This window comes from Pseudomonas onubensis, assembly GCF_965653655.1.
Taxonomy (GTDB): domain Bacteria; phylum Pseudomonadota; class Gammaproteobacteria; order Pseudomonadales; family Pseudomonadaceae; genus Aquipseudomonas.
Genome location: NZ_CBFHAZ010000013.1, coordinates 20,145 through 40,503, shown reverse-complemented (window position 1 = coordinate 40,503; position 20,359 = coordinate 20,145). Strand labels below are relative to the sequence as shown.

At 58.1% G+C, this 20,359-nt stretch carries 20 protein-coding genes, 4 tRNA genes and 1 riboswitch; of the genes, 8 read left to right on the top strand and 16 right to left on the bottom strand.

Translation table 11 applies throughout. The features are described 5' to 3' along the window. Positions 1-176: 176 nt before the first annotated feature. The 4 genes from flgE to flgB are packed head-to-tail and all read right to left on the bottom strand — an operon-like array spanning position 177 to position 3,130. The gene (flgE, locus tag ACTD9P_RS07155) at positions 177-1,487 is read right to left on the bottom strand and encodes a flagellar hook protein FlgE (protein WP_438867164.1); all 1,311 of its coding nucleotides are present in this window, start codon (positions 1,485-1,487) and stop codon (positions 177-179) included. A 31-nt stretch (positions 1,488-1,518) separates the two neighbouring features. After that, positions 1,519-2,250: a flagellar hook assembly protein FlgD gene (gene flgD / locus ACTD9P_RS07150; protein ID WP_438867163.1), complete on the bottom strand. Its 732-nt coding sequence runs from the start codon at positions 2,248-2,250 to the stop codon at positions 1,519-1,521. A 16-nt stretch (positions 2,251-2,266) separates the two neighbouring features. Next, positions 2,267-2,719: a flagellar basal body rod protein FlgC gene (flgC, locus tag ACTD9P_RS07145; RefSeq protein ID WP_017138385.1), complete on the bottom strand. Its 453-nt coding sequence runs from the start codon at positions 2,717-2,719 to the stop codon at positions 2,267-2,269. A gap of 3 nt (positions 2,720-2,722) precedes the next feature. Next, a complete protein-coding gene (gene flgB / locus ACTD9P_RS07140) occupies positions 2,723-3,130 on the bottom strand; it encodes a flagellar basal body rod protein FlgB (protein ID WP_003214246.1) in 408 nt (135 codons plus the stop codon). 325 nt (positions 3,131-3,455) lie between these two features. On the opposite strand from flgB, the gene ACTD9P_RS07135 reads away from it, so the two are divergent. Beyond that, positions 3,456-4,232 (top strand): hypothetical protein, encoded by a 777-nt coding sequence (locus ACTD9P_RS07135; protein ID WP_438867162.1) that lies wholly within the window; start codon positions 3,456-3,458, stop codon positions 4,230-4,232. Positions 4,233-4,320: 88 nt separating this feature from the next. Here the strand turns inward: ACTD9P_RS07135 and cheR are convergent, their stop codons facing one another. Together cheR and ACTD9P_RS07125 are read right to left on the bottom strand one after the other, a co-directional pair. After that, complete coding sequence (gene cheR, locus ACTD9P_RS07130; RefSeq protein ID WP_017138387.1) at positions 4,321-5,148, bottom strand: protein-glutamate O-methyltransferase CheR; 828 nt, start codon at positions 5,146-5,148, stop codon at positions 4,321-4,323. Between the two features lie 43 nt (positions 5,149-5,191). Then, positions 5,192-6,124, bottom strand: coding sequence for a chemotaxis protein CheV (locus tag ACTD9P_RS07125; protein WP_138814213.1), 933 nt, complete (start codon positions 6,122-6,124; stop codon positions 5,192-5,194). A 95-nt stretch (positions 6,125-6,219) separates the two neighbouring features. Between ACTD9P_RS07125 and flgA the strand changes: the two genes are divergently transcribed. The 4 genes from flgA to ACTD9P_RS07105 all read left to right on the top strand — a co-directional run bounded on the left by flgA (position 6,220) and on the right by ACTD9P_RS07105 (position 8,811). Next, positions 6,220-6,978 carry a flagellar basal body P-ring formation chaperone FlgA gene (gene flgA, locus ACTD9P_RS07120; protein ID WP_138814212.1) on the top strand — a complete coding sequence of 253 codons (759 nt, stop codon included), beginning with the start codon at positions 6,220-6,222 and terminating at the stop codon, positions 6,976-6,978. 142 nt (positions 6,979-7,120) lie between these two features. Next, entirely contained in the window at positions 7,121-7,447 is a 327-nt protein-coding gene (gene flgM / locus ACTD9P_RS07115) for a flagellar biosynthesis anti-sigma factor FlgM (protein WP_438867161.1), read from the top strand. A 48-nt stretch (positions 7,448-7,495) separates the two neighbouring features. Continuing rightward, positions 7,496-7,966, top strand: a complete 471-nt coding sequence (locus tag ACTD9P_RS07110; RefSeq protein ID WP_138814210.1) for a flagellar protein FlgN — start codon at positions 7,496-7,498, stop codon at positions 7,964-7,966. A 95-nt stretch (positions 7,967-8,061) separates the two neighbouring features. After that, positions 8,062-8,811, top strand: a complete 750-nt coding sequence (locus ACTD9P_RS07105) for a flagellar brake protein (protein ID WP_219267049.1) — start codon at positions 8,062-8,064, stop codon at positions 8,809-8,811. A 61-nt stretch (positions 8,812-8,872) separates the two neighbouring features. Here ACTD9P_RS07105 and ACTD9P_RS07100 read toward each other — a convergent pair whose 3' ends face one another. Further along, positions 8,873-10,258, bottom strand: coding sequence for an MFS transporter (locus tag ACTD9P_RS07100; RefSeq protein WP_200433165.1), 1,386 nt, complete (start codon positions 10,256-10,258; stop codon positions 8,873-8,875). Positions 10,259-10,540: 282 nt separating this feature from the next. Further along, a tRNA-Arg gene (locus tag ACTD9P_RS07095) sits at positions 10,541-10,617 on the bottom strand. Positions 10,618-10,942: 325 nt separating this feature from the next. On the opposite strand from ACTD9P_RS07095, the gene ACTD9P_RS07090 reads away from it, so the two are divergent. From ACTD9P_RS07090 to ACTD9P_RS07080, 3 genes are all read left to right on the top strand, one after another. Further along, positions 10,943-11,170 (top strand): hypothetical protein, encoded by a 228-nt coding sequence (locus tag ACTD9P_RS07090; protein ID WP_138814198.1) that lies wholly within the window; start codon positions 10,943-10,945, stop codon positions 11,168-11,170. Between the two features lie 11 nt (positions 11,171-11,181). Further along, positions 11,182-11,361: a PA3371 family protein gene (locus ACTD9P_RS07085; RefSeq protein ID WP_438867160.1), complete on the top strand. Its 180-nt coding sequence runs from the start codon at positions 11,182-11,184 to the stop codon at positions 11,359-11,361. A gap of 393 nt (positions 11,362-11,754) precedes the next feature. After that, entirely contained in the window at positions 11,755-12,081 is a 327-nt protein-coding gene (locus ACTD9P_RS07080; protein ID WP_003193592.1) for an Arc family DNA-binding protein, read from the top strand. Positions 12,082-12,254: 173 nt separating this feature from the next. Here ACTD9P_RS07080 and mgtE read toward each other — a convergent pair whose 3' ends face one another. The 8 genes from mgtE to ltaE form a co-directional block, all read right to left on the bottom strand. Further along, positions 12,255-13,697 (bottom strand): magnesium transporter, encoded by a 1,443-nt coding sequence (gene mgtE / locus ACTD9P_RS07075; protein WP_065929353.1) that lies wholly within the window; start codon positions 13,695-13,697, stop codon positions 12,255-12,257. A 339-nt stretch (positions 13,698-14,036) separates the two neighbouring features. After that, positions 14,037-14,113 (bottom strand) — tRNA-Arg (locus ACTD9P_RS07070). A 72-nt stretch (positions 14,114-14,185) separates the two neighbouring features. Then, positions 14,186-14,262 (bottom strand) — tRNA-Arg (locus ACTD9P_RS07065). Positions 14,263-14,370: 108 nt separating this feature from the next. After that, a tRNA-Ser gene (locus ACTD9P_RS07060) sits at positions 14,371-14,461 on the bottom strand. Between the two features lie 62 nt (positions 14,462-14,523). Then, entirely contained in the window at positions 14,524-14,712 is a 189-nt protein-coding gene (csrA, locus tag ACTD9P_RS07055) for a carbon storage regulator CsrA (RefSeq protein WP_003175645.1), read from the bottom strand. A gap of 175 nt (positions 14,713-14,887) precedes the next feature. Beyond that, on the bottom strand, positions 14,888-16,129 hold the full coding sequence (locus ACTD9P_RS07050; protein ID WP_056861669.1) for an aspartate kinase: 1,242 nt from the start codon (positions 16,127-16,129) through the stop codon (positions 14,888-14,890). A gap of 97 nt (positions 16,130-16,226) precedes the next feature. Further along, positions 16,227-18,845 (bottom strand): alanine--tRNA ligase, encoded by a 2,619-nt coding sequence (gene alaS / locus ACTD9P_RS07045; RefSeq protein WP_438867159.1) that lies wholly within the window; start codon positions 18,843-18,845, stop codon positions 16,227-16,229. A 146-nt stretch (positions 18,846-18,991) separates the two neighbouring features. Further along, positions 18,992-19,996: a low-specificity L-threonine aldolase gene (gene ltaE, locus ACTD9P_RS07040; RefSeq protein ID WP_438867158.1), complete on the bottom strand. Its 1,005-nt coding sequence runs from the start codon at positions 19,994-19,996 to the stop codon at positions 18,992-18,994. 182 nt (positions 19,997-20,178) lie between these two features. After that, a riboswitch (FMN riboswitch) is annotated at positions 20,179-20,348 on the top strand. The last annotated feature ends 11 nt before the right edge of the window (positions 20,349-20,359 follow it).

Here is a 20,359-nt window from a genome sequence, read left to right as displayed (position 1 = left end):
TGTAATATCCAATACCTTTAAGCCCGATAAGTGGAGAGAACGGCGTGGTCGGTTCCAACAAAAGCCTGTCGGCTGGCAATCGCGCGCAAAGTCGGAATTGTTTCCGGCCAAATAACACGCAAAAAAAGCCCCTCGCGTGAGGGGCTTTTGTTCGCAGCAGTGTCAGGCCAACTGCATCAGGTCATCTGAATGATGGTCTGCATGATGGTGCTCTGGGTAGAGATGGTCTTGGCGTTCGCCTGGTAGTTACTCTGGGCCTTGATCAGGTCCACCAGCTCGTTGGTCAGGTTAACGTTGGAGTTTTCCAGGGACTTGGACACGATAGAACCCAAGGTACCGGATTGCGGTGCGTCGTAACCCGGCTGGCCTGAGGCGAAGGTCTCTTTCCAGGTGGTGCCACCCGCCGGTTGCAGGCCTTGTTCGTTGTTGAAGCTGGCCAGGGAGAGCTGACCAATGGCCTTGCTCTGCTGGTTGCTGAAAGTGGCGAACAGCACGCCGTTACCGTCGATGTTCAGGCCGGTGATCTGGCCGGTGGCGTAGCCATCGGTGACCGGCGGGTTACGGTAAGTGGCCGAGTTGTACTGGGTGATGTTGCCCATGTTGATGGCGATGCCACCAGGGTTGGCATTCGCGCCGTTTTTGGTCCACACACCATTGGTCACTGTGCCCGGCACCCAGCCGCTAAGCTGCAAGGTGGTGCTGGAAGTGGTGCCGGTAACAATCCCGGTAAGTTTGCCCGAGCCGTCAAAGCTCAACGTCGATGCCACTGGTGGCGTCGAGCCGGTGCCGGTCGGTGCCGAGCCGTCAGGGTTGCGGCCGTCGATCAGGGTGTAGGACTTCCAGGTGTTGGAGTCGGTTTTGACCAGGTACTGCACCATCGGGTGCGCGTTGCCCTGGGTGTCGTACAGCGTGGTGTTGTACTGGGTGCTGAACGAGCTGGATTCGGTTGGATCGAACGGGTGGGCCGCCTGGTCGATTACCGGCGACGACGAGTTCAGGTTACTGGTGGAATCCACTTTGGTGGAGGCCTTGGGCGGCAGGTTCGACAGGTTCAATTGCAGGTCGGTCAGCGCGCCTTTGATGATGTTGCCGTCAGCGTCCGCTGCGTAGCCTTGCAGACGCGAGGTGCCGGTGTTGTTGGTGATGTAACCGTCTTTGTCCGAACGGAAGGTGCCGCTGCGGGTATATTCCAGCGAACCGTCGCTGCCCTTCTGCACGAAGAAGCCGCCGCCCTGGATCGCCATGTCCAGCAGGCCGCCGGTGTTGTTGACGTCACCCTGGGTGAACTGCTGGGACACCGCCGCCAGGTTCACGCCACTGCCGACACTGTTCTGGCCAGTGCCCAGTTTGGACGCCGCGTAGATGTCGGAAAACTCCGCGCGGGACGATTTGAAACCCGTGGTCGCAACGTTGGCAATGTTGTTGCCGGTTACGTCCAGTTGTTTGTTGGCCGCATAGAGGCCGCTAAGGCCGATGTTAAAAGACATGTTTCTCTCCTTCTGCCGTATTTAGCCGGCTCTATGTACCGATAGTCTGGATTTGCGACAGCTTGACGCTGCCCATGCCGCCAGCAAGGTTGAGCAGCATTTCGCCGCCGGTCTTGCTCAGCGTCACGCTGGTGACCGTTGCCGGCAGCGACGTCAACAAGGCAACCGAGTCGCCTTTGTCATTCTTGGTGCTGGCTGCGAAGGTATAAGTGCCGGCGGGGGCGACTTCACCTTTGTCGTTCTTGCCATCCCAGATAAAGCTGGAATCACCGGCGCTTTGGGCACCCATGTCAATGGTGCGTACCACGTTGCCGTCTTTGTCGGTGATTTTCACCGAGACGTTGCCCGTCGCTGCCGTCACTGCCACCGAGCCAGTCATGCTCTTGCTGGTATCAACCATGGCCTTGTCGGTCTGGGTGATGATCGAACGCCCGACCAGCGAAGACGCCTGCAGCGCCTGCGAGGAGCTGAAGTTGCTGGAGATCGCATTCACCGAGTCATTCAGGGTGTTGATGCCTTCCAGGCTGCTGAACTGTGCCAACTGGGCCACGAACGCGCCGTTGTCCTGAGGCGACAGCGGGTTCTGGTTTTTCAGCTGGGTCACCAGCAGTTGCAGGAACGCATCCTTGCCCAACGCCTGGTTGCCCGTGGCCGCCTTGGCAGCACCATCAAGGCCGCTGTTGTCTGTGGCGGTCTTGACCTTGGAGTTGAACAGGTCCTGAACCGCCGTGTTAGTTGTAGAAGTGGTATCAACAATGGCCATTATTTGGCGCCCCTTATCACTGACCCAGGGTCAGGACCTTCTGCATCATGGTTTTGGCGGTGTTCATCATTTCCGCGTTGGTCTGGAACGAGCGGCTGGCGGAAATCATGTCGGCCATTTCCTCGACCACGTTGACGTTGGGGTAGTACACGTAACCCTTTTCGTTCGCGGCGGGGTGGTTGGGCTCGTAGCGGGCTTCGAGGTTGCTCTGGTCTTCGACCACGCCGAGCACCTGCACACCCTGGCCTGCGGCGTCCTGGTTCTGGAACAGCGAGTCGCCACTGCCGCTCTGGCCGGCCTGGCCGCCCTGAAACATGGTGGCGAACACTGGGTGACGGGCACGGTAAGTCTGGTCAATGCTCGAGGACACGGTCTCGGCGTTGGCGATGTTACTGGCGACGGTGTTCAAGCGCGTGGTCTGCGCGCTCATGCCACTGCCGGCAATATTAAAAACACTGGCGAGGGACATGGCTTACTCTCCACGCAGGGCTGACATCAGCCCTTTGAATTTGCTGTTTAGCAGGGTGAAGCTGGCCTGAAAGTTCACCGAGTTCTCGGCATAGGCCGATTGCTCCAGCTGGGCGTCGACGGTGTTCTGGTCGATCGACGGCTGCATCGGCGTGCGATACAGCAGCGACTCGTCACCATTGCCCAGGCCTTGCGCTTCGATATGACGGCTATTGGTCATGTTCAAGGCGAAGGTGCCGTTTTTGGTCTTGTCCTGCTGCGCGGCGAGCACGGCGGAGAAGTCCAGGTCCCGAGCCTTGTAGTTCGGGGTGTCGGCGTTGGCAATGTTGTTGGCCAGAACTTCGGCACGCTGGGCGCGGAAGCCCAAGGCTTGTTCGTGGATACCGAGCGCTTTATCGAAGCTGATGCTCATGGTGGAAACCTTTAGGCTGACCTGCTATTCGTAACTGGGTTATAGCAAGGCGCATGCCAATTCTCTCAAGCCCCGTAATTCAAGGGGTTGCGCAAGGTTTGCCGGCGGCAATGCCAGAAAAGCGGCAATGGCCTTCCGCGTGGCGCCAGTAAAGCGGCAACGGCGATTGCCGCTTTCTCGCCCGGAGGCAATCATTCAACTGGCTACCCCAGCGCTGCGGATACTTCGACCGTTCGTCTGCACTGTCATTTCTGACAGTTGTTGCGCCTACGTCTTTGCGTGCCTCATCGGGTGACCCCCTACATGCATAAAGCAGAGGCGCACCATGCTGACTATTCCCCCCCTCAGATTCGTCCTGCAAGACAGAACACAACCCATTCCAAACCTCGATACCAGCCAGATCGTGGGTGACGTCGTTGAATTGATCTGTGATTTCGCAGTCCAGCGCCGGGACTTTGTAAATGTGAACATGATCAGCAGTGTCGTCGGCGGCTCATACAATCTAAGCTTCGAAGTGGGTACTGACGCCCCATCACTCAAGATTTACTTTCCAAAAAACGTTGTTGTTCCCAACTCAGGCAAAAATGTTCAGTTACTGACGCGCTTCCAGCGTGGCATGTCCTACCCCGCACCGGACGCAACCGTGTCCATCGACGCAGGCGGCATCGTGGTGCCTACTGTCACAGTGTGGGATTTCGCCGATGGCACGCTCCAAGGCTGGGTACCTCCAACAGTTTATGCAGGCGGGAAGCTGCACGTCGTCAACGGCAGCGTGGTCGTTGACCTGCCCAGCAGCAACGTAAGCGAGGCTCACATCATCACCAACACCGTATCGGTCACCCCAGGGCGCATCTACGATGTCAGCTTTGAGGTCCGGGGTGGTACAGCCGCTGGAGATGGCTCGACGCTGCACCTGAGGGTTAACGGCAGACAAATCGGCAACAACGTACAAAACATAACCAACGCATCAACACAGACCGGAACCGGGACATTTACCGCAGATAGTACCGGCCATATGAGTTTGGGTATTTTCAATGAGAATATCCCCAGCAGTAACAATCTTCTATTCCTGGGCATTATCCGCATGAAACCCAGGCCCTGACCACCGCCCGCAAAAAACTGGCGCACGGCGCGCAAAAAAAAACGGGAAGCCTTTACGGGGCTTCCCGTTTTTCATGCTCAAACCACCATCACTTGGCCTGATAAATGATGCCAGGACTGCACTGCACCATCTGGTAATGATCCGGTAGCCCGTTGAGCGCTTCGGACGCCCCAAGAAACAGGTAGCCACCACGCTTGAGCGTGCCGTGAATGCGCAACAGGATGTCTTTCTTCACCTCTGCCGAGAAGTAGATCAACACATTGCGGCAGAACACCATGTCGAACTTGCCAAGGCTGGCATAGCTGTCGAGCAGGTTGAACGAGCGAAATTCCACCCGGCTCTTGATCGGCGCCTTGACTGCCCAGCGCCCTGCCCCTTTGGGGTCGAAAAAACGTTGCAGGCGTTCCTGGGACAAACCACGGCCCAGGGCCAGGCTGTCGTACTCGCCGGTCTTGCAGTTGGTGAGCATGGTGCCGGACAAGTCGGTGGCGACAATTTGTGCGCCGGCCTTCAATTGGCCCATGTTCGTGCGCTCGAACTCATCGATGGACATCGAGATCGAGTACGGTTCCTGCCCCGACGAACAGGCGGCCGACCAGATGCGCAAACGCTGACCGGGGCTGGCCTTGATGGCCTCCGGCAGCACCTTGTTCTTGAGCACCTCAAACGGGTAGGTATCACGAAACCACAGGGTTTCGTTGGTGGTCATGGCATCCACCACCATTTCCTTGAGCCCGCTGCGTGGCTGGCCCTGGATGCGCTGGACCAACTCACCCAGGGACTTGATGCCCTGTTGTTCCATCAGTTTGTTGAGACGGCTGGATACCAGGTACTGCTTGTTTTCACCGAGCAATATGCCACAGGCTTTTTCCAGGAAGACCCGGAACTGTTCGAAATCCAAATTACCCGTAGACAATGATACCGCCTCTTAAATCGTGTGACCGCCAGGGGAATGCCCCCTAGCCGTGATCTGCTGCCTTGATCCGGTCAACTACCCGGGATGCCAGGTCATCAGGGCGGAATTTGGCCAGGAAGTCATCGGCACCGACTTTCTTGACCATCGCCTGATTGAAAACACCCGACAATGAAGTATGCAGGATGATATGCAATTTTTGCATGCGTGGGTCGTTACGTATCTCGGCCGTGAGGGTGTAGCCATCCATTTCCGGCATTTCAATGTCGGAGATCATCATCAGGAACTCTTCTTCCGGCTTCTTGCCTTCGTCCACCAGCTTGCGCAGGTAATCCAAAGCCTGGCGACCATCGTTCAGGGCCACCACTTCCACGCCGACCGTTTGCAGGCAGCGGCTGACTTGCTTGCGCGCCACCGAAGAGTCGTCCACCGTCAGCACGCGCAGCGACACCGCTTTGTGCGCGGTTTCGGCGTCTACCACGCCAACCGAGATGGTTTCCGAGGTGGGTGCAACTTCGGCTAGGATTTTCTCCACGTCGATGATTTCGACCAGCTGGTTATCCACCCGCGTCACCGCCGTGAGGTAATGATCGCGTCCGGTGCCCTTGGGCGGTGGATGGATCTCTTCCCAGTTCATATTGACGATGCGCTCCACCGAGCGCACCAGGAAACCCTGGGTCTTGGTGTTGTATTCGGTGATGATCACAAAAGGGTTTTCGCGGTCCTGCAAACCTGCTGAACCGGTGGCCATGGCCAGGTCAAGAATCGGGATGGTCGCGCCTCGGATATTCGCCACGCCGCAGACCACCGGGCTGGATTTGGGCAATATGGTCAGCTTGGGACACTGCAGCACTTCCCGCACTTTAAACACATTGATGCCGTACAGCTGCTTGCCGTCCAGGCGAAAAAGCAACAGTTCCAGGCGATTCTGCCCGACCAGCTGTGTGCGCTGGTTTACTGAGTCCATTACTCCTGCCATGCCTTGACTCCTACGCTAAAACCTTTGGCTATACCTACAAGGGCAACGACGCTCACCCAACGCTAAACGGCACGAGCTTTGCTATTTATTGGTTTATGAACCTTAAAACGACAGTTTCCCGACGCATCCCACGCTACCGCAGATTGCTCTGCGTCACGATGGCGCTGCTTGCCTTGGGCTCAGGCACCACGGCTCGCGCCGATAATGTCACCTTGCCTGATCTCCTTATCGGCGTCACTCAAGGCTTTCTTGAGTTCACTGTAGAAGATTATCTGGCGACCACTCAGACGCCGGGGCGTTATGAAATCCAGGTCAACCAGTTAGACCCGCGCCTGCGCATGCCCATGTGCGACAAGGAATTGACGGCCAGCTTGGAAAGCCCGGCCCAACCGATTGGCCGCGTGACGGTCAAAGTGCGCTGCGAGGGCGCTTCACCCTGGACCGTGTTCGTGCCGGCGCAGGTCAAACTGTTCCGCGACGTCGTGGTGGTCACGCGCCCGCTCAAGCGCACCGGCATCATCGGCTTTGAAGACGTGGCCCTGCGGGAACGCGACATCAGCCTGATCAACCAGGGCTATCTCACCTCTGTAGATCAAGCCATCGGGCAGAAACTCACCCGACCAATGGTCACCGACCAAGTCATTACACTGGTGCATCTGGAACAGGCAGAAGTGATTCGCAAGGGCGATCAGGTGGTGATTTCCGCCAGCAGCGGCGGGCTTACGGTAAAAATGCCGGGGGAGGCGCTGTCCAACGGCGGGATGAGCGAGCAGATTCGGGTCAAGAACCTCAATTCCAACCGCGTGATCAAGGCGCAGGTGACCGCGCCGGGCCAGGTTGAAGTGGCGTTATAGATCACTGGTGTGAAACGCCAGCTTTTCCTACACTGTGCGTGGGATGTCGACCTGTACAGGTTTATTGTCAATCGAGCCTAAAGTTTGTCCGGGTATGGCCGAAAACATGGCAAGCGTCCAAATACCCAGAGGTTTTTTTAACATGGTCATTGATTTCAGTCGTTTAAATAACACCCAGGCTTTGCCGGGCAATACGCGCACCAGCGGGGCCAAGGACAGCGTAGAAGCCAAGTCCCAGCCAGCACCTGCGGCCAAGCCAGAACAGGCTGGCGCCAGCCAGAGCGGGGAATCGGTACACCTGAGCAATGAGGCTCAACAGTTGCAGAAGGTCACTGACTCGCTGAGCGATCAACCCGTTGTCAATAAAGCCCGCGTGGCCGAGTTGAAACAGGCAATCGCTGATGGCAGCTATAAAGTCGACAGCAACCGTGTCGCCAGCAAGCTGCTCAACTTCGAAGCCGAGCGCTAGGCAAAGGCCTGCGCAGGGCTTTTGGACGCTTAAAACCCAAGGCCAGCCATGCACCACGACGAACATTTGCTTGAACTGATCATTGATGATCTGGCGCCGACGCAACATTTGCTCGAGCTGCTAAAAGAAGAATCCCTGGCCCTCTACGGCCGGGATATGCGCTTGCTGGAAGAAATCCTGGCGCGCAAACAGTCGCTGATCGTGCTGCTGGAGCAGCATGGCAAGAAACGCAGCGAAATTCTCATCAGCCTGGGCCTGCCGGCTGATCATGACGGCCTGGCACAACTGGCCAGCCACTCCTCGGTAGGCGATCAGTTGCTGGCGCAGAGCACCGCACTCAATCAATTGCTTGCCCAGTGCCAGGAAACCAACCTGCTCAACGGGCAGTTGATCCAGCTGCAGCAGGCTACGACCGCCAACCAGTTGCGTATACTCCACGGCGGAGAGCCTCCGGCCCTTTACAACGCCCAGGGTTCCACCTCGCGCCTGGTCAAGCCAAGCACCCGCAGCCAAGCCTGACACCGGTTTACTGCGCGCCCTATCAAGGCGCGTTACATGCTGGCAAAATGCCGGTTCTTGCGTGTAGTCGTATTTTGTCTGGAGATGGAAGAACCGTGTTCAACGCCCTTAATGCGGAAGATGCTCCGCAGCCACCCAAGGTGCTCACCACGCCTCTGGAGATCGCCAGCACGTTGCGGATGCTGCAAGAAAGCCATGACCCGCTGATCATCACTTTCCATGAACGCAGCCAGCGGTTTCAAAGCTATCTGGTGGATATTGACCGGGACAGCAAAACGCTGACCCTGGACGAAATGATCCCCCGCGACGGTGAACGCTACCTTGAGAATGGCGAACCGTTCCGCATCGAAGGCTTCCATGACGGCGTGCGTATCGCCTGGGAAAGCAACGGCACGCTGACCATCAGTGAAAAAGGCGGCCACCGCATCTACACCGGCAGCCTGCCCGACGAAGTGGTCTACCATCAGCGTCGCAATGCCTTTCGGGCCGCGTTGAAGCTGGCCCAACTGGTCAGCATCGAACTGGGTGGCGAAAAGCTCAAGGCACCGATCAGTGGCAAGCTGCTGGACATCTCCGCCACCGGCTGCAAGCTGCGCTTTGAAGGCGACATCTCCGATCGCCTGCAACTGGGCCAGGTCTATGACCGTTTTATCGCCGCCCTGCCCTTTGGCAGCATGACCACCTCGGTGGAGCTGCGTTACCTGCACGTCGAAGACAAGATCAACACCACCTTCGCCGGCGTGCGCTTCCACAACATGAGCGGCCTGGTACAGCGCCAGGTTGAACGGTTTGTGTACCAGCTGCAGCGTGAAGCGCGGCGCTTTGACAAAGACGACGACCTTTAAGCTTCAAAGGCCGCGCCAATAAAAACGGGCAGATCCTGATGGGATCTGCCCGTTTTTGCTTTCAGGGGCGGGCTCTGCTCAAGTCGTGAGGATGCTCGTCCGGCCCCAGAGGCTCCGGCGGCCCCTCGAAAGGAGGCTCCTCTGCGGGTTGTTGCGGGTCGGCTTCAGGTTCCGGGTCGGGCACCACGGTCTGCATTTGTTCCTGCACCACCGCCTCATCCACCCGTGGGTCGAGGCACGCCACCAGCGGCGAGCTGGACATGCTGTCAGGCATCGCTACGTGGTGCAGCGGCGCATCGTCCACCTGATGCAGGTTGGTGACCGCCTTCGGCCGGATCCGCCATACCAGGATCAACGCACACAGGCTGAAAAACGCATACAGCATGTGGCTGCCGAACAGCTTCATCACCACACCCGCCAACAGCGGCCCAACACTTGCGCCGATGCCGTAAGTCACCAGCAACATGGCCGTCAGCGACACCCGGCGATCACCTTCCACATGGTCATTGGAGAACGCCACCGCCAAGGGATACAGGCAGAACTGCACCAGAGAACAAAGGAAGCCGGCAACGAACAGCACTTCCAGCGGCACGTGGGTCATCACGGCCAACGGCAACGCCGCTACTGCCAGGCACAAGGCAAAGCAGCGAATCAGCAAGGCGCGATCGTAGCGGTCCGACAACCAGCCCAACGGCCACTGCACCAACAGACCGGCAAAAATGCAGCTACCCATAAACAGACCGACCTGCTCAGTACTCAAACCTTGCTGCGAGGCATACAGCGGCGCCAGGCCGTAGAAAGAGCCGACGATGAGCCCCGCCCCCAGTACCGTGCTCAGCGACTGCGGCACACGCTTGATAAAGAAGCGCGGCTCCATAGGCGCAGGATGCAGCGGCGCCGGGTGAATGCGTCGGGTCATGGCCACCGGCACCAGGCACAAGGCAAAACACAGCGCCACCAGCATGAGCAATTCGAGGCCAAGCTGCGGGTGCATGACCAGGATCAACTGACCCAATACCAACCCGAGGTAGGAGGCGATCATGTAGCCGCTGAACACCACGCCACGTTGCTTGGCGTCCGCCTGCTCATTGAGCCAGCTTTCGATAACCATGTATTGGCACATCATCCCCAGGCCAACGATCATCCGCAGCACAATCCAGGCCGGCAGCCAGTTGATGAGGCCATGGCCCAACACCGCCGCGCCCACAATCCCGGCACAGGTGGCATACGCGCGAATATGCCCGACGCGGGCAATCAGGCGGTGCCCGATCTTGCCGCCCAGCACCAGGCCGAAGTAGTTGGCCGCCATCAGCGCACCCACCCACAGGCTGTCGACGTGGTCGGCTGCCAGACGCAAGGCCAGGTAAGTGCTGAGCAGGCCGGAGCCGATCAACATCATCAAGGAGGCGAAATAAAGGGCTCGAAAAGATTTCCAGATTTGGCGCATCGGCGTTCCGAGCGGCTCCTTGCAGTGAGGGACAGGGCTATCAGCATGATAGTCCGGGGTTGCCGGGAGCGGACAGACGCAGCGGGCCGTTTTCCGGGGAATATTTTGCTTAATCGTTCAGACGCTGCCTGGCCGCATGCAAGGTACATATGCAACGTACAAAAGCGACGAGAAACACACTGCGCACCTGCTGTGAACCCTGATAGGCGGCAAGGTTCGACCGGTGTTGCAGGCACGCACAAAAAAGCCCTGCCAGGACAACCTGTGCAGGGCTTTTGAAGATGGTGTCCCAGGGCCGGTTCGAACGGCCAACCTTCCCCTTAGGAGGGGGATGCTCTATCCAATTGAGCTACTGGGACAAATGACAGCCATCGCGCACGGGGCACTGCGACGGACGGCGTGCATGTTAACGGCCGAGGTGGGTTTTGTCATGTCGTCCGTGGGCTTTTTGAGTGTAGGCCGATCCTTGTTCCGCCGAGGCCCGCTTTGCCTAGCAACGACGGGACTTGAGCGCCGTCGTGCAAAATGCATTACCCCAAAATGCCATCATTGCAAATTGCAACCCGGCGGTGCTTTAAAGTAGACTCAAGCCATTGATTTTAATGAAATAATAGATTGGCACGGGACCTGCAATACTTCTCCTACAAACCCATTCAGCCACGGCGTTTAGCGGAGAACATGACCATGAACAGTGCCCTTCTGTTAGCCCTCAACAGCATAGCCTTGGCTGCACTGGTGATGTTTCATTTCCAATCCACCGGCAGTAACGACCCTGCGCAACTCAGCCAGGCCGTGCCGCACCATCTGCAACAACGCCCGCAATTGGCGGTGATGACGCCCAACGCGCAATCGCCGGTACGCCTGACCCAGGGCACCCAGACTGCACCGGCATCCGAACATTGGGTTTTCTAAGGACGCCTTTCATGAGCAAATCCGCCTGGCTGTTTCTGTGCCTGACTGTCGTCACCGGCCTCTTGGCCCTGGGCGCCACTTCTGAAGAGGGTCAAACCGCTGCTATGGTTGCTGCCGGCGTGTCTACGAGCCTGCTTCTGCTGACGCTATTCATGGGGCGCAAAATCAAATTCGACCCTATTCTACGCTGACCCCTGCGCTGCACCTCATCCCTCGACCTTATGTCGCCCCGCACTAGCAAATCGGCAAATTGCCACTAGTCTTAAAAATAGGGGCAAAAGGCCACTTTGCTTTAGGATGTGCGGCCTCAACCCCTGTGCGGGCCAAGACTTACGGGAAGTTCCCTTGAGGAATGACGCGTTGAAAAGTTTTCCAACCAGTCCGCAAAAATACAAATCAGTGCTGGCATTACGCCTTTAGGCAGTTCAATATTTGTCACAGAATTGACGCCAAGGAACTGTCAAATCTGAGGCATGATGCGGCCTCTTTGCAATTCGGGTTGAACTTTGGTCGTGAGCCTTGTCTTAACACTCATCTTGCGGCCAATTCCAAAAACCGCTCCCCTGAACTAACCGGTTAAATATATGCGCCCATTGAAACAGGCAATTTATTCCAGCCGTACGGCTGACAAGTTCGTCGTACGTCTGCCAGACGGAATGCGGGAACGCATTGCCGAGGTGGCTCGCAATCATCACCGCAGCATGAACTCCGAAATCATCGCGCGCCTGGAGCAAAGCCTTATTCAGGAAGGTGCGTTGGGCGAAGAGTTGAGCATGCGCCTGGACAGCCCTGAGCTGTCACTGCACGAACGCGAACTGCTGCAGCGTTTTCGTCAGCTCTCCCACCGCCAGCAAAATGCTCTCGTCTCGCTTATCGCGCACGACGTTGAGGCGGCCGCAGAAGCCAATTGATCTGCAACTGAAAGCCGAAGCCAGCGCTATGCTGGCTTTTTTTTGCGTGAAATTTGAGGGGCACCGCGCAGGGCTTGCATGGGAGCGGGCGTGCTCGCGAATGCGGTGGATCAGCTAGCAGACATTTCGACTGCTACACCGCATTCGCGAGCAAGCCCGCCCCCATAGGGGGATCAGAGCAGAAAGATCGTTGCCAGGCCCAGGAAGATGAAGAAGCCACCGCTGTCGGTCATGGCCGTGATCATCACACTGGCACCCATGGCGGGGTCGCGCCCCAGGCGTGCCAGCGTCATGGGGATCAATACGCCCATCAGCGCCGCCAACAGCAGGTTAAGGGTCATGGCCGCGGTCATCACCACGCCCAGCGACCAACTGCCATACAGCAAATAAGCCACCACACCGATCACGCCGCCCCACACCAAGCCATTGATCAGGCCCACGGCCAATTCTTTGCGCAACAGGCGCGAGGAGTTGGCGGTACTCACCTGGTCCAGCGCCATGGCACGCACGATCATAGTGATAGTCTGGTTACCGGAGTTACCGCCAATACCGGCCACAATCGGCATCAGGGCCGCAAGCGCTACCAGCTTCTCGATCGACCCCTCAAACAGACCGATCACGCGCGAAGCAATGAACGCCGTGATCAGGTTGACAGCCAACCACGCCCAGCGGTTATGCAGGGAGCGCCAGACTGACGCAAAAATATCTTCCTCTTCACGCAGACCCGCCATGTTGAGGACTTCGGTTTCACTCTCTTCACGAATCAGGTCGACCATTTCATCGATGGTCAAACGGCCAATCAGCTTACCGTTCTTATCGACCACCGGCGCCGAGATCAAGTCATAACGCTCAAACGCCTGCGCGGCCTCGTAAGCATCTTCATCCGGATGAAAGCTCACCGTATCGCTGGCCATCAAATCCGCAACTTTTTTGTCGGGATCATTGACCAGCAAACGCTTGATCGGCAACACGCCTTTAAGAATGCCTTCGTAGTCGACTACGAACAATTTGTCGGTATGACCCGGCAGCTCTTTGAGGCGACGCAGGTAACGCAAGACCACTTCGAGGCTGACGTCTTCGCGGATGGTGACCATCTCGAAGTCCATCAGTGCGCCAACCTGATCCTCGTCATAAGACAACGCGGAGCGCACACGCTCACGCTGTTGGCTGTCGAGGGCTTCCATCAGCTCATGGACAACATCACGCGGCAGCTCAGGTGCCAGGTCAGCCAGTTCGTCGGCGTCCATCTCCTTGGCGGCGGCCAGGAGCTCGTGATCATCCATGTCGGCGATCAGGGTTTCACGAACCGAGTCGGATACTTCCAGGAGGATATCGCCGTCGCGGTCAGCCTTGACCAACTGCCACAGGGTCAGTCGATCATCGAGCGGTAAGGCTTCAAGAATATAAGCGACGTCGGCGGAGTGCAGGTCGTCGAGCTTGCGTTGCAGCTCGACGAGGTTTTGCCGGTGAACCAGGTTTTCAACGCGGTCGTGGTGCGGACCTTCCTGGCGGTGCGTGAGGTCTTCGACCACGCGCTGACGCTGCAGCAGCTCGATGACTTGAGCCAGGCGATCCTGCAGGCTGTCTTGTGTTTTCTTTACTTCTACTTCGGTCATAGGCGAACTCCACTCCCAGCAGCGGGGCACGCCGGAAGGATCAATCAGTCAATTCATGATTGGTAAAACGGGGTACTGAGCAACTACTGGGTAAGTCCATGGAGGTATTCCACAAGCCCCGGCGGGGCTGACGGGCGCAATGATACACGCTGCGCGCGCTTTAAACGTTAAAAAACTGGAAAGAACAAGTGCTTGCGAGCCAAAGCTGAGCAGTGGCTGCATCTATGAACTGCGACGACGCAGACGGAAAGGAAAACACATGGGCGTGCGAGAAAAGATGAAATCCTACACAAACCCCAGACGGCAAAAAGCCCGCACTAGGCGGGCTTTTTGTTTGTATGGTGCACTCGACAGGATTCGAACCTGTGACCGCTCGGTTCGTAGCCGAGTACTCTATCCAGCTGAGCTACGAGTGCAGATTGTGTTTTTAGACCAGATCACAACTGGTTGAAGCCAAGTCATCTGCATTGCTGCAACTGACTCTTAAATGGTGCACTCGACAGGATTCGAACCTGTGACCGCTCGGTTCGTAGCCGAGTACTCTATCCAGCTGAGCTACGAGTGCATTTGTTGCCGCGCATTATAGGCCGTTCAATCTCTATGTAAAGCTATTTTTTCGTTTAATTTCAACAACTTAGCGAAAAAACCAGATTGCAACGTACTAAGCAAATAATGGCGGAGAACGGGGGATTCGAACCCCCGACACCCTTTTGAGGTGTACTCCCTTAGCAGGGGAGCGCCTTCGGCCACTCGGCCAGCTCTCCGCAACACGGGGCGTATATTAACCACGTTCATCCCCGTTTGCAAACATAAAAAACGATAAAAATTAAAGGCTTGGTTCTTCGTCCTTCTCTTTCTTGATCCGCAGGTAGATTTCCTCGCGGTGGACCGCTACCTCTTTCGGAGCGTTAACCCCGATACGCACTTGATTGCCTTTGACGCCGAGCACAGTAACGGTGATTTCCCCATCACCGATAATCAGGCTTTCTGCGCAACGACGAGTCAGAATCAGCATACCTTTCACCTCACGCATTTCAGTTCAGGAACAACAGTCTGCAAAAAAAAGGCGTTCGGCCCACAACCTGACGGCCATAGCCCTAACGGCCTAAGTATTGTCGAGCCCACGCAAAAGACCATGCGCCCCACAAAAAAATGAAAGGCGCGGTAAACCGCGCCTTCCTGGCATTGCCTTACTCGCCTTGTCGCGCCGGCGCATCCAGCTCAAAAGCGGTGTGCAGCGCGCGTACAGCCAGCTCCAGGTACTTCTCCTCGATCACCACCGAGACTTTGATTTCCGAGGTGGAGATCATCTGGATGTTGATGCTTTCCTTGGCCAGCGCCTCGAACATACGGCTGGCAACGCCGGCATGGGAGCGCATGCCAACGCCCACGATCGACACCTTGGCGATCTTGGTATCGCCGACCACTTCACGGGCGCCAATCTCGCTCGCGGTGTTCTGCAAAATACGCTCAGCCGCATCGTACTCGTTACGGTGCACGGTGAAGGTGAAATCGGTGGTGTTATCGTGCGAAACGTTCTGCACGATCATGTCGACTTCAATGTTCGCACCGCTGATCGGGCCGAGGATCTTGAAGGCCACGCCCGGGGTGTCTGGCACGCCACGGATCGTCAGCTTGGCTTCATCACGGTTGAAAGCGATACCGGAAATGATCGGCTGTTCCATGGATTCCTCTTCATCAATAGTAATGAGGGTGCCCGGACCCTCTTTGAAGCTGTGCAATACGCGCAGCGGAACGTTGTACTTGCCGGCGAACTCCACCGCGCGGATCTGCAATACCTTGGAACCGAGGCTGGCCATTTCCAGCATCTCTTCAAAGGTGATCTTGTCCAGGCGCTGGGCCACCGACACCACACGCGGGTCGGTGGTGTACACGCCGTCCACGTCAGTATAGATCTGGCATTCATCGGCCTTGAGAGCCGCTGCCAGCGCCACGCCGGTGGTGTCCGAACCGCCACGCCCGAGGGTGGTGATGTTGCCCTGCTCGTCCACGCCCTGGAAGCCAGCTACTACTACCACGCGGCCGGCTTTCAGATCTGTGCGGATTTTCTGATCATCGATCTGCAGGATGCGTGCCTTGGTATGCGCGCTGTCGGTGAGAATGCGCACCTGGCTGCCCGTGTAGGACACTGCCGGCACGCCACGTTTGTTCAGTGCCATGGCCAGCAAGGCAATGGTCACCTGCTCGCCGGTGGACACGATCACATCCAGCTCACGCGGCAGCGGCTGTTGATCACCACTGATTGCCTTGGCCAGATCGATCAGGCGATTGGTCTCGCCGCTCATGGCCGACAGCACCACCACCAGGTCATCGCCGGCGTCGCGGAATTTCTTAACCTTGTCGGCGACCTGCTCGATTCTTTCGACAGAACCGACCGAGGTGCCTCCGAATTTCTGTACGATCAAAGCCATTTCTAAGCCGCCTCAGCCCGTAAAGGGGCGCCCAATAAACAAATCTTCCAGCACCCAAACGAGCCCATGACTAGACCATGGGCTCATTAACAGTGCCTTAAATGCCGGCCTCGACAAACGGCACGGTCAGGGCCAGGGCCGCGTCCAGGGAGCCTGCGTCTACACCACCGCCTTGCGCCATGTCCGGACGACCACCGCCCTTCCCGCCCACTGCCGCAGCGGCTTGCTTCATCAAATCACCGGCCTTGAGTTGGCCAGTCAGGTCTTTGGTTACACCGGCAACCAGAACGACCTTTTCCTCATGGACACCGCCGAGCAGGATCACTGCGCGGCCGAGCTTGTTCTTCAACTGATCGACCAAGGCCAACAGCGCCTTGCCGTCCTGGCCGTCCAGGCGCACAGCCAGCACTTTCACGCCCTTGACGTCCAGCGCGGAGGCCGACAGATCGTCGCCCGCTGCGCTCGCCGCCTTGGCCTGCAACTGCTCCAGCTGTTTTTCCAGTGCGCGGTTGCGCTCCAGCACGGCCGACAGCTTGTCGATCAGGTTGTCACGGCTGCCCTTGACCAGGCCGGCCGCTTCCTTGAGTTGTTCTTCAGCCGCATTGAGGTAGGCCAGGGCCGCAGCGCCGGTGACCGCTTCAATACGCCGTACACCAGAGGCCACGCCGCCTTCGCTGATGATTTTCAACAGGCCGATATCGCCCGTACGGTTAGCGTGGATACCGCCACACAGCTCCACCGAGAAGCTGCCGCCCATGCTCAGTACGCGCACTTCGTCGCCGTACTTCTCGCCAAACAGCGCCATGGCGCCTTTCTTCTTGGCGGTTTCGATGTCGGTTTCTTCGGTTTCAACCGGGGTATTCTTGCGAATCTCGGCGTTGACGATGTCTTCCAACGCCTTGATCTGCTCAGGCTTGATCGCTTCAAAGTGGCTGAAGTCGAAACGCAGGCGCTGGCTGTCCACCAACGACCCCTTCTGCTGCACATGCTCACCCAACACTTGGCGCAACGCAGCGTGCAGCAAGTGAGTGGCAGAATGATTCAAAGCAGTTGCATGCCGCACGTCGGCATCGACTTGAGTGTCGACCGGCGCGCCGACCGTCAGGTTACCCAACACCAGCACGCCGTGGTGCAGGAACGCGCCGCCGGTCTTGGTGGTGTCACGCACTTCAAAACGCCCGGACGTCGAACTCAGGAAACCACAGTCACCCACCTGGCCACCGGATTCGGCGTAGAACGGCGTCTGGTCCAGAACCACCACCGCTTCGTCGCCTTCGCTCAATACGTCGACCGACTTGCCGTCTTTGTAGATGGCCACGATCTTGGCCGCGCCAACGGTCGCCGCGTAACCGGTGAACTCGGTGGGCACGTCAACCTTGACCAGGGTGTTGTAGTCCAGGCCAAAGGAGCTGGCGGAACGGGCGCGCACGCGCTGGGCCTCCATCTCACGCTCAAAACCCGCCTCATCGATGGTCAGCTCGCGCTCGCGGGCGATGTCGGCGGTCAGGTCCATCGGGAAACCGTAGGTGTCATACAACTTGAACACTACATCGCCCGGCACCACGGTGCCTTTGAGTTCAGCCAGGTCCTGCTCGAGGATCTTCAGGCCGTGCTCCAGGGTCTTGGAGAACTGCTCTTCTTCAGCCTTGAGCACGCGTTCGATGTTGGCCTGCTGCTGCTTGAGTTCCGGGAAGGCATCGCCCATCTCGGCCACCAGCGCGGCAACGATCTTGTAGAAGAAGCTGCCGGTGGCGCCCAGCTTGTTACCGTGACGGCAAGCGCGGCGAATGATGCGGCGCAGCACATAGCCGCGGCCTTCGTTGGACGGCAGCACACCGTCGGCGATCAGGAAACCGCACGAACGGATGTGGTCCGATACCACCTTGAGCGAAGACTGGTTGTCATTGGCGCAGCCAATGGCGGCCGCCGATGCGCTCAGCAGGTTGGTGAACAGGTCGATTTCGTAGTTGGAATGCACGTGCTGCATCACCGCACTGATCCGCTCCAGGCCCATGCCGGTGTCCACCGACGGCGCCGGCAGCGGATGCAACACGCCATCGGCGGTGCGGTTGAACTGCATGAACACGTTGTTCCAGATCTCGATGTAACGGTCGCCGTCTTCTTCCGGCGAGCCCGGTGGGCCGCCCCAGATATCGGCGCCGTGATCATAGAAAATCTCGGTGCACGGGCCACACGGGCCGGTATCGCCCATGGTCCAGAAGTTGTCGGATGCGTAAGGCGCGCCCTTGTTGTCGCCGATGCGAATCATACGCTCGGCTGGCACACCAATTTGCTGGGTCCAGATGTCGTAGGCTTCGTCGTCGGTCGCGTAGACCGTAACCCAGAGCTTTTCCTTGGGCAGCTTCAACACGCCGGTCAGGAAGGTCCAGGCGAAGGTGATCGCATCTTTCTTGAAATAGTCGCCGAAGCTGAAGTTACCCAGCATCTCGAAAAAGGTGTGGTGACGGGCGGTATAACCGACGTTTTCCAGGTCGCTGTTCTTGCCGCCGGCGCGTACGCACTTCTGGCTGCTGGTGGCGCGGGTGTAGGCGCGCTTTTCCTGGCCCAGGAAGCAGTCCTTGAACTGGTTCATCCCCGCGTTGGTGAACAGCAGGGTTGGGTCATTGCCTGGGATCAAGGAGCTGGAGGCTACACGGGTGTGGCCTTGCTCTTCGAAGAAGCGAAGGAAGGCTTCACGGATTTCTGCGCTTTTCATTAGGTTCTTCCACGGAGTCTGCGGCCAAAGGCCAGTGCGCAACATCATCAGACGGAGCGACGGCAAAGGGCCGCATTATATCGGCCCTTTGCCGGGGGTACAGCGTGTTTATGTGATAGAAACAGTCAATTAGACGGTCTGCACGGTCATTTTCGGGAAAACTCGACAAATGTCTGCACCACTTGCTCCATCTGCGCCCGGCTGACATCCAGGTGAGTGACCATGCGCAGACGTGGCGCGGCGCTCAACTTGATCCCGCGTTCGGCGGCAAAGGCCTTCAGCGCCTGGGCCTGATCGCCAATCTGCACGTACACCATGTTGGTTTGCACCGGCTCCACCTCAAAGCCGGCGTCGCGCAGTGCATCCCCCAGCCATTGGGCGTTGGCGTGGTCATCCGCCAGGCGCTGCACCTGATGATCCAGGGCATACAGGCCCGCCGCCGCCAGCGAGCCGGCCTGGCGCATGCCACCGCCGACCATCTTGCGCAGGCGCCGCGCCTTGGCGATCAGCGCCGTGGAGCCACACAGCACCGAGCCGATCGGCGCACCCAACCCTTTGGACAGGCACACCGACACCGAGTCGAAATGCTGAGCGATCTCCCGCGCATCCACACCGAGCTTGACCGCAGCGTTGTAGAGTCGCGCGCCATCCAAGTGCAACGCCAGGCCATGTTCACGGGTAAACGTCCGCGCTTTCGCCAGGTATGCCAGCGGCAGCACTTTGCCCTGCATGGTGTTTTCCAACGCTAACAAGCGGGTGCGGGCGAAGTGGAAGTCATCCGGCTTGATCGCCGCCAGTACGTGGTCCAGGTCCAGCGAACCGTCGGCTTGCACCTCCAGCGGCTGCGGCTGGATCGAGCCGAGCACCGCCGCGCCACCGCCTTCGTATTTGTAGGTGTGGGCCTGCTGGCCGACGATGTATTCCTCGCCGCGCTCACAGTGGGCCATCAGCGCCAGCAAGTTGCTCATGGTGCCGGTGGGCACGAACAGCGCGGCAGCGAAGCCCAGGCGCTTGGCCAACTCGGCTTCCAGCTGGTTGACGCTCGGGTCTTCACCGTAGACATCATCACCGCTGACGGCAGTGGCCATCGCGTCGAGCATGCCAGGGGTGGGTTGGGTCACGGTGTCGCTGCGCAGGTCTATGACGGTCATCCGGGGGCCTCTGAACTTTGTTGTCGTATTAACGATTACTGCGGGCAAAGCCACGCAATATCAAGCCCCACGTGCATTCAATCGAATACCAACCAAACAAACCGATATAGCTTATCGATACGACGCTCGTGCAGTTTTTGAAAAACCATGTTAAAAACTCTCCGCCGCCAGGGTTCTGGCGGCAACGTTCTCAGGGCGGGGTGTAATTCCCCACCGGCGGTAATTGCACGCAATGTGCATAGCCCGCGAGCGCTTGGCGCCTCGAACTGCTCACGCAGGACGGCGACAAGGTCAGCAGACCCGGTGTGATCCCGGGGCCGACGGTCATAGTCCGGATGAAGAGAGAACGGGATTGGCACCCAA

What these genes read in the sequence shown, in the direction of transcription:
- ACTD9P_RS07135 (WP_438867162.1), top strand. Translation starts at nt 3,456, where the DNA reads ATGCTGACTATTCCCCCCCTCAGATTCGTCCTGCAAGACAGAACACAA.
- flgE (WP_438867164.1), bottom strand. Translation starts at nt 1,487, where the DNA reads ATGTCTTTTAACATCGGCCTTAGCGGCCTCTATGCGGCCAACAAACAA.
- ACTD9P_RS07100 (WP_200433165.1), bottom strand. Translation starts at nt 10,258, where the DNA reads ATGCGCCAAATCTGGAAATCTTTTCGAGCCCTTTATTTCGCCTCCTTG.
- ACTD9P_RS07050 (WP_056861669.1), bottom strand. Translation starts at nt 16,129, where the DNA reads ATGGCTTTGATCGTACAGAAATTCGGAGGCACCTCGGTCGGTTCTGTC.
- ltaE (WP_438867158.1), bottom strand. Translation starts at nt 19,996, where the DNA reads ATGACCGTCATAGACCTGCGCAGCGACACCGTGACCCAACCCACCCCT.
- flgB (WP_003214246.1), bottom strand. Translation starts at nt 3,130, where the DNA reads ATGAGCATCAGCTTCGATAAAGCGCTCGGTATCCACGAACAAGCCTTG.
- csrA (WP_003175645.1), bottom strand. Translation starts at nt 14,712, where the DNA reads ATGCTGATTCTGACTCGTCGTTGCGCAGAAAGCCTGATTATCGGTGAT.
- ACTD9P_RS07085 (WP_438867160.1), top strand. Translation starts at nt 11,182, where the DNA reads ATGAGCAAATCCGCCTGGCTGTTTCTGTGCCTGACTGTCGTCACCGGC.
- ACTD9P_RS07110 (WP_138814210.1), top strand. Translation starts at nt 7,496, where the DNA reads ATGCACCACGACGAACATTTGCTTGAACTGATCATTGATGATCTGGCG.
- mgtE (WP_065929353.1), bottom strand. Translation starts at nt 13,697, where the DNA reads ATGACCGAAGTAGAAGTAAAGAAAACACAAGACAGCCTGCAGGATCGC.
- ACTD9P_RS07125 (WP_138814213.1), bottom strand. Translation starts at nt 6,124, where the DNA reads ATGGCAGGAGTAATGGACTCAGTAAACCAGCGCACACAGCTGGTCGGG.
- alaS (WP_438867159.1), bottom strand. Translation starts at nt 18,845, where the DNA reads ATGAAAAGCGCAGAAATCCGTGAAGCCTTCCTTCGCTTCTTCGAAGAG.
- ACTD9P_RS07080 (WP_003193592.1), top strand. Translation starts at nt 11,755, where the DNA reads ATGCGCCCATTGAAACAGGCAATTTATTCCAGCCGTACGGCTGACAAG.
- flgC (WP_017138385.1), bottom strand. Translation starts at nt 2,719, where the DNA reads ATGTCCCTCGCCAGTGTTTTTAATATTGCCGGCAGTGGCATGAGCGCG.
- flgA (WP_138814212.1), top strand. Translation starts at nt 6,220, where the DNA reads ATGAACCTTAAAACGACAGTTTCCCGACGCATCCCACGCTACCGCAGA.
- flgD (WP_438867163.1), bottom strand. Translation starts at nt 2,250, where the DNA reads ATGGCCATTGTTGATACCACTTCTACAACTAACACGGCGGTTCAGGAC.
- ACTD9P_RS07090 (WP_138814198.1), top strand. Translation starts at nt 10,943, where the DNA reads ATGAACAGTGCCCTTCTGTTAGCCCTCAACAGCATAGCCTTGGCTGCA.
- flgM (WP_438867161.1), top strand. Translation starts at nt 7,121, where the DNA reads ATGGTCATTGATTTCAGTCGTTTAAATAACACCCAGGCTTTGCCGGGC.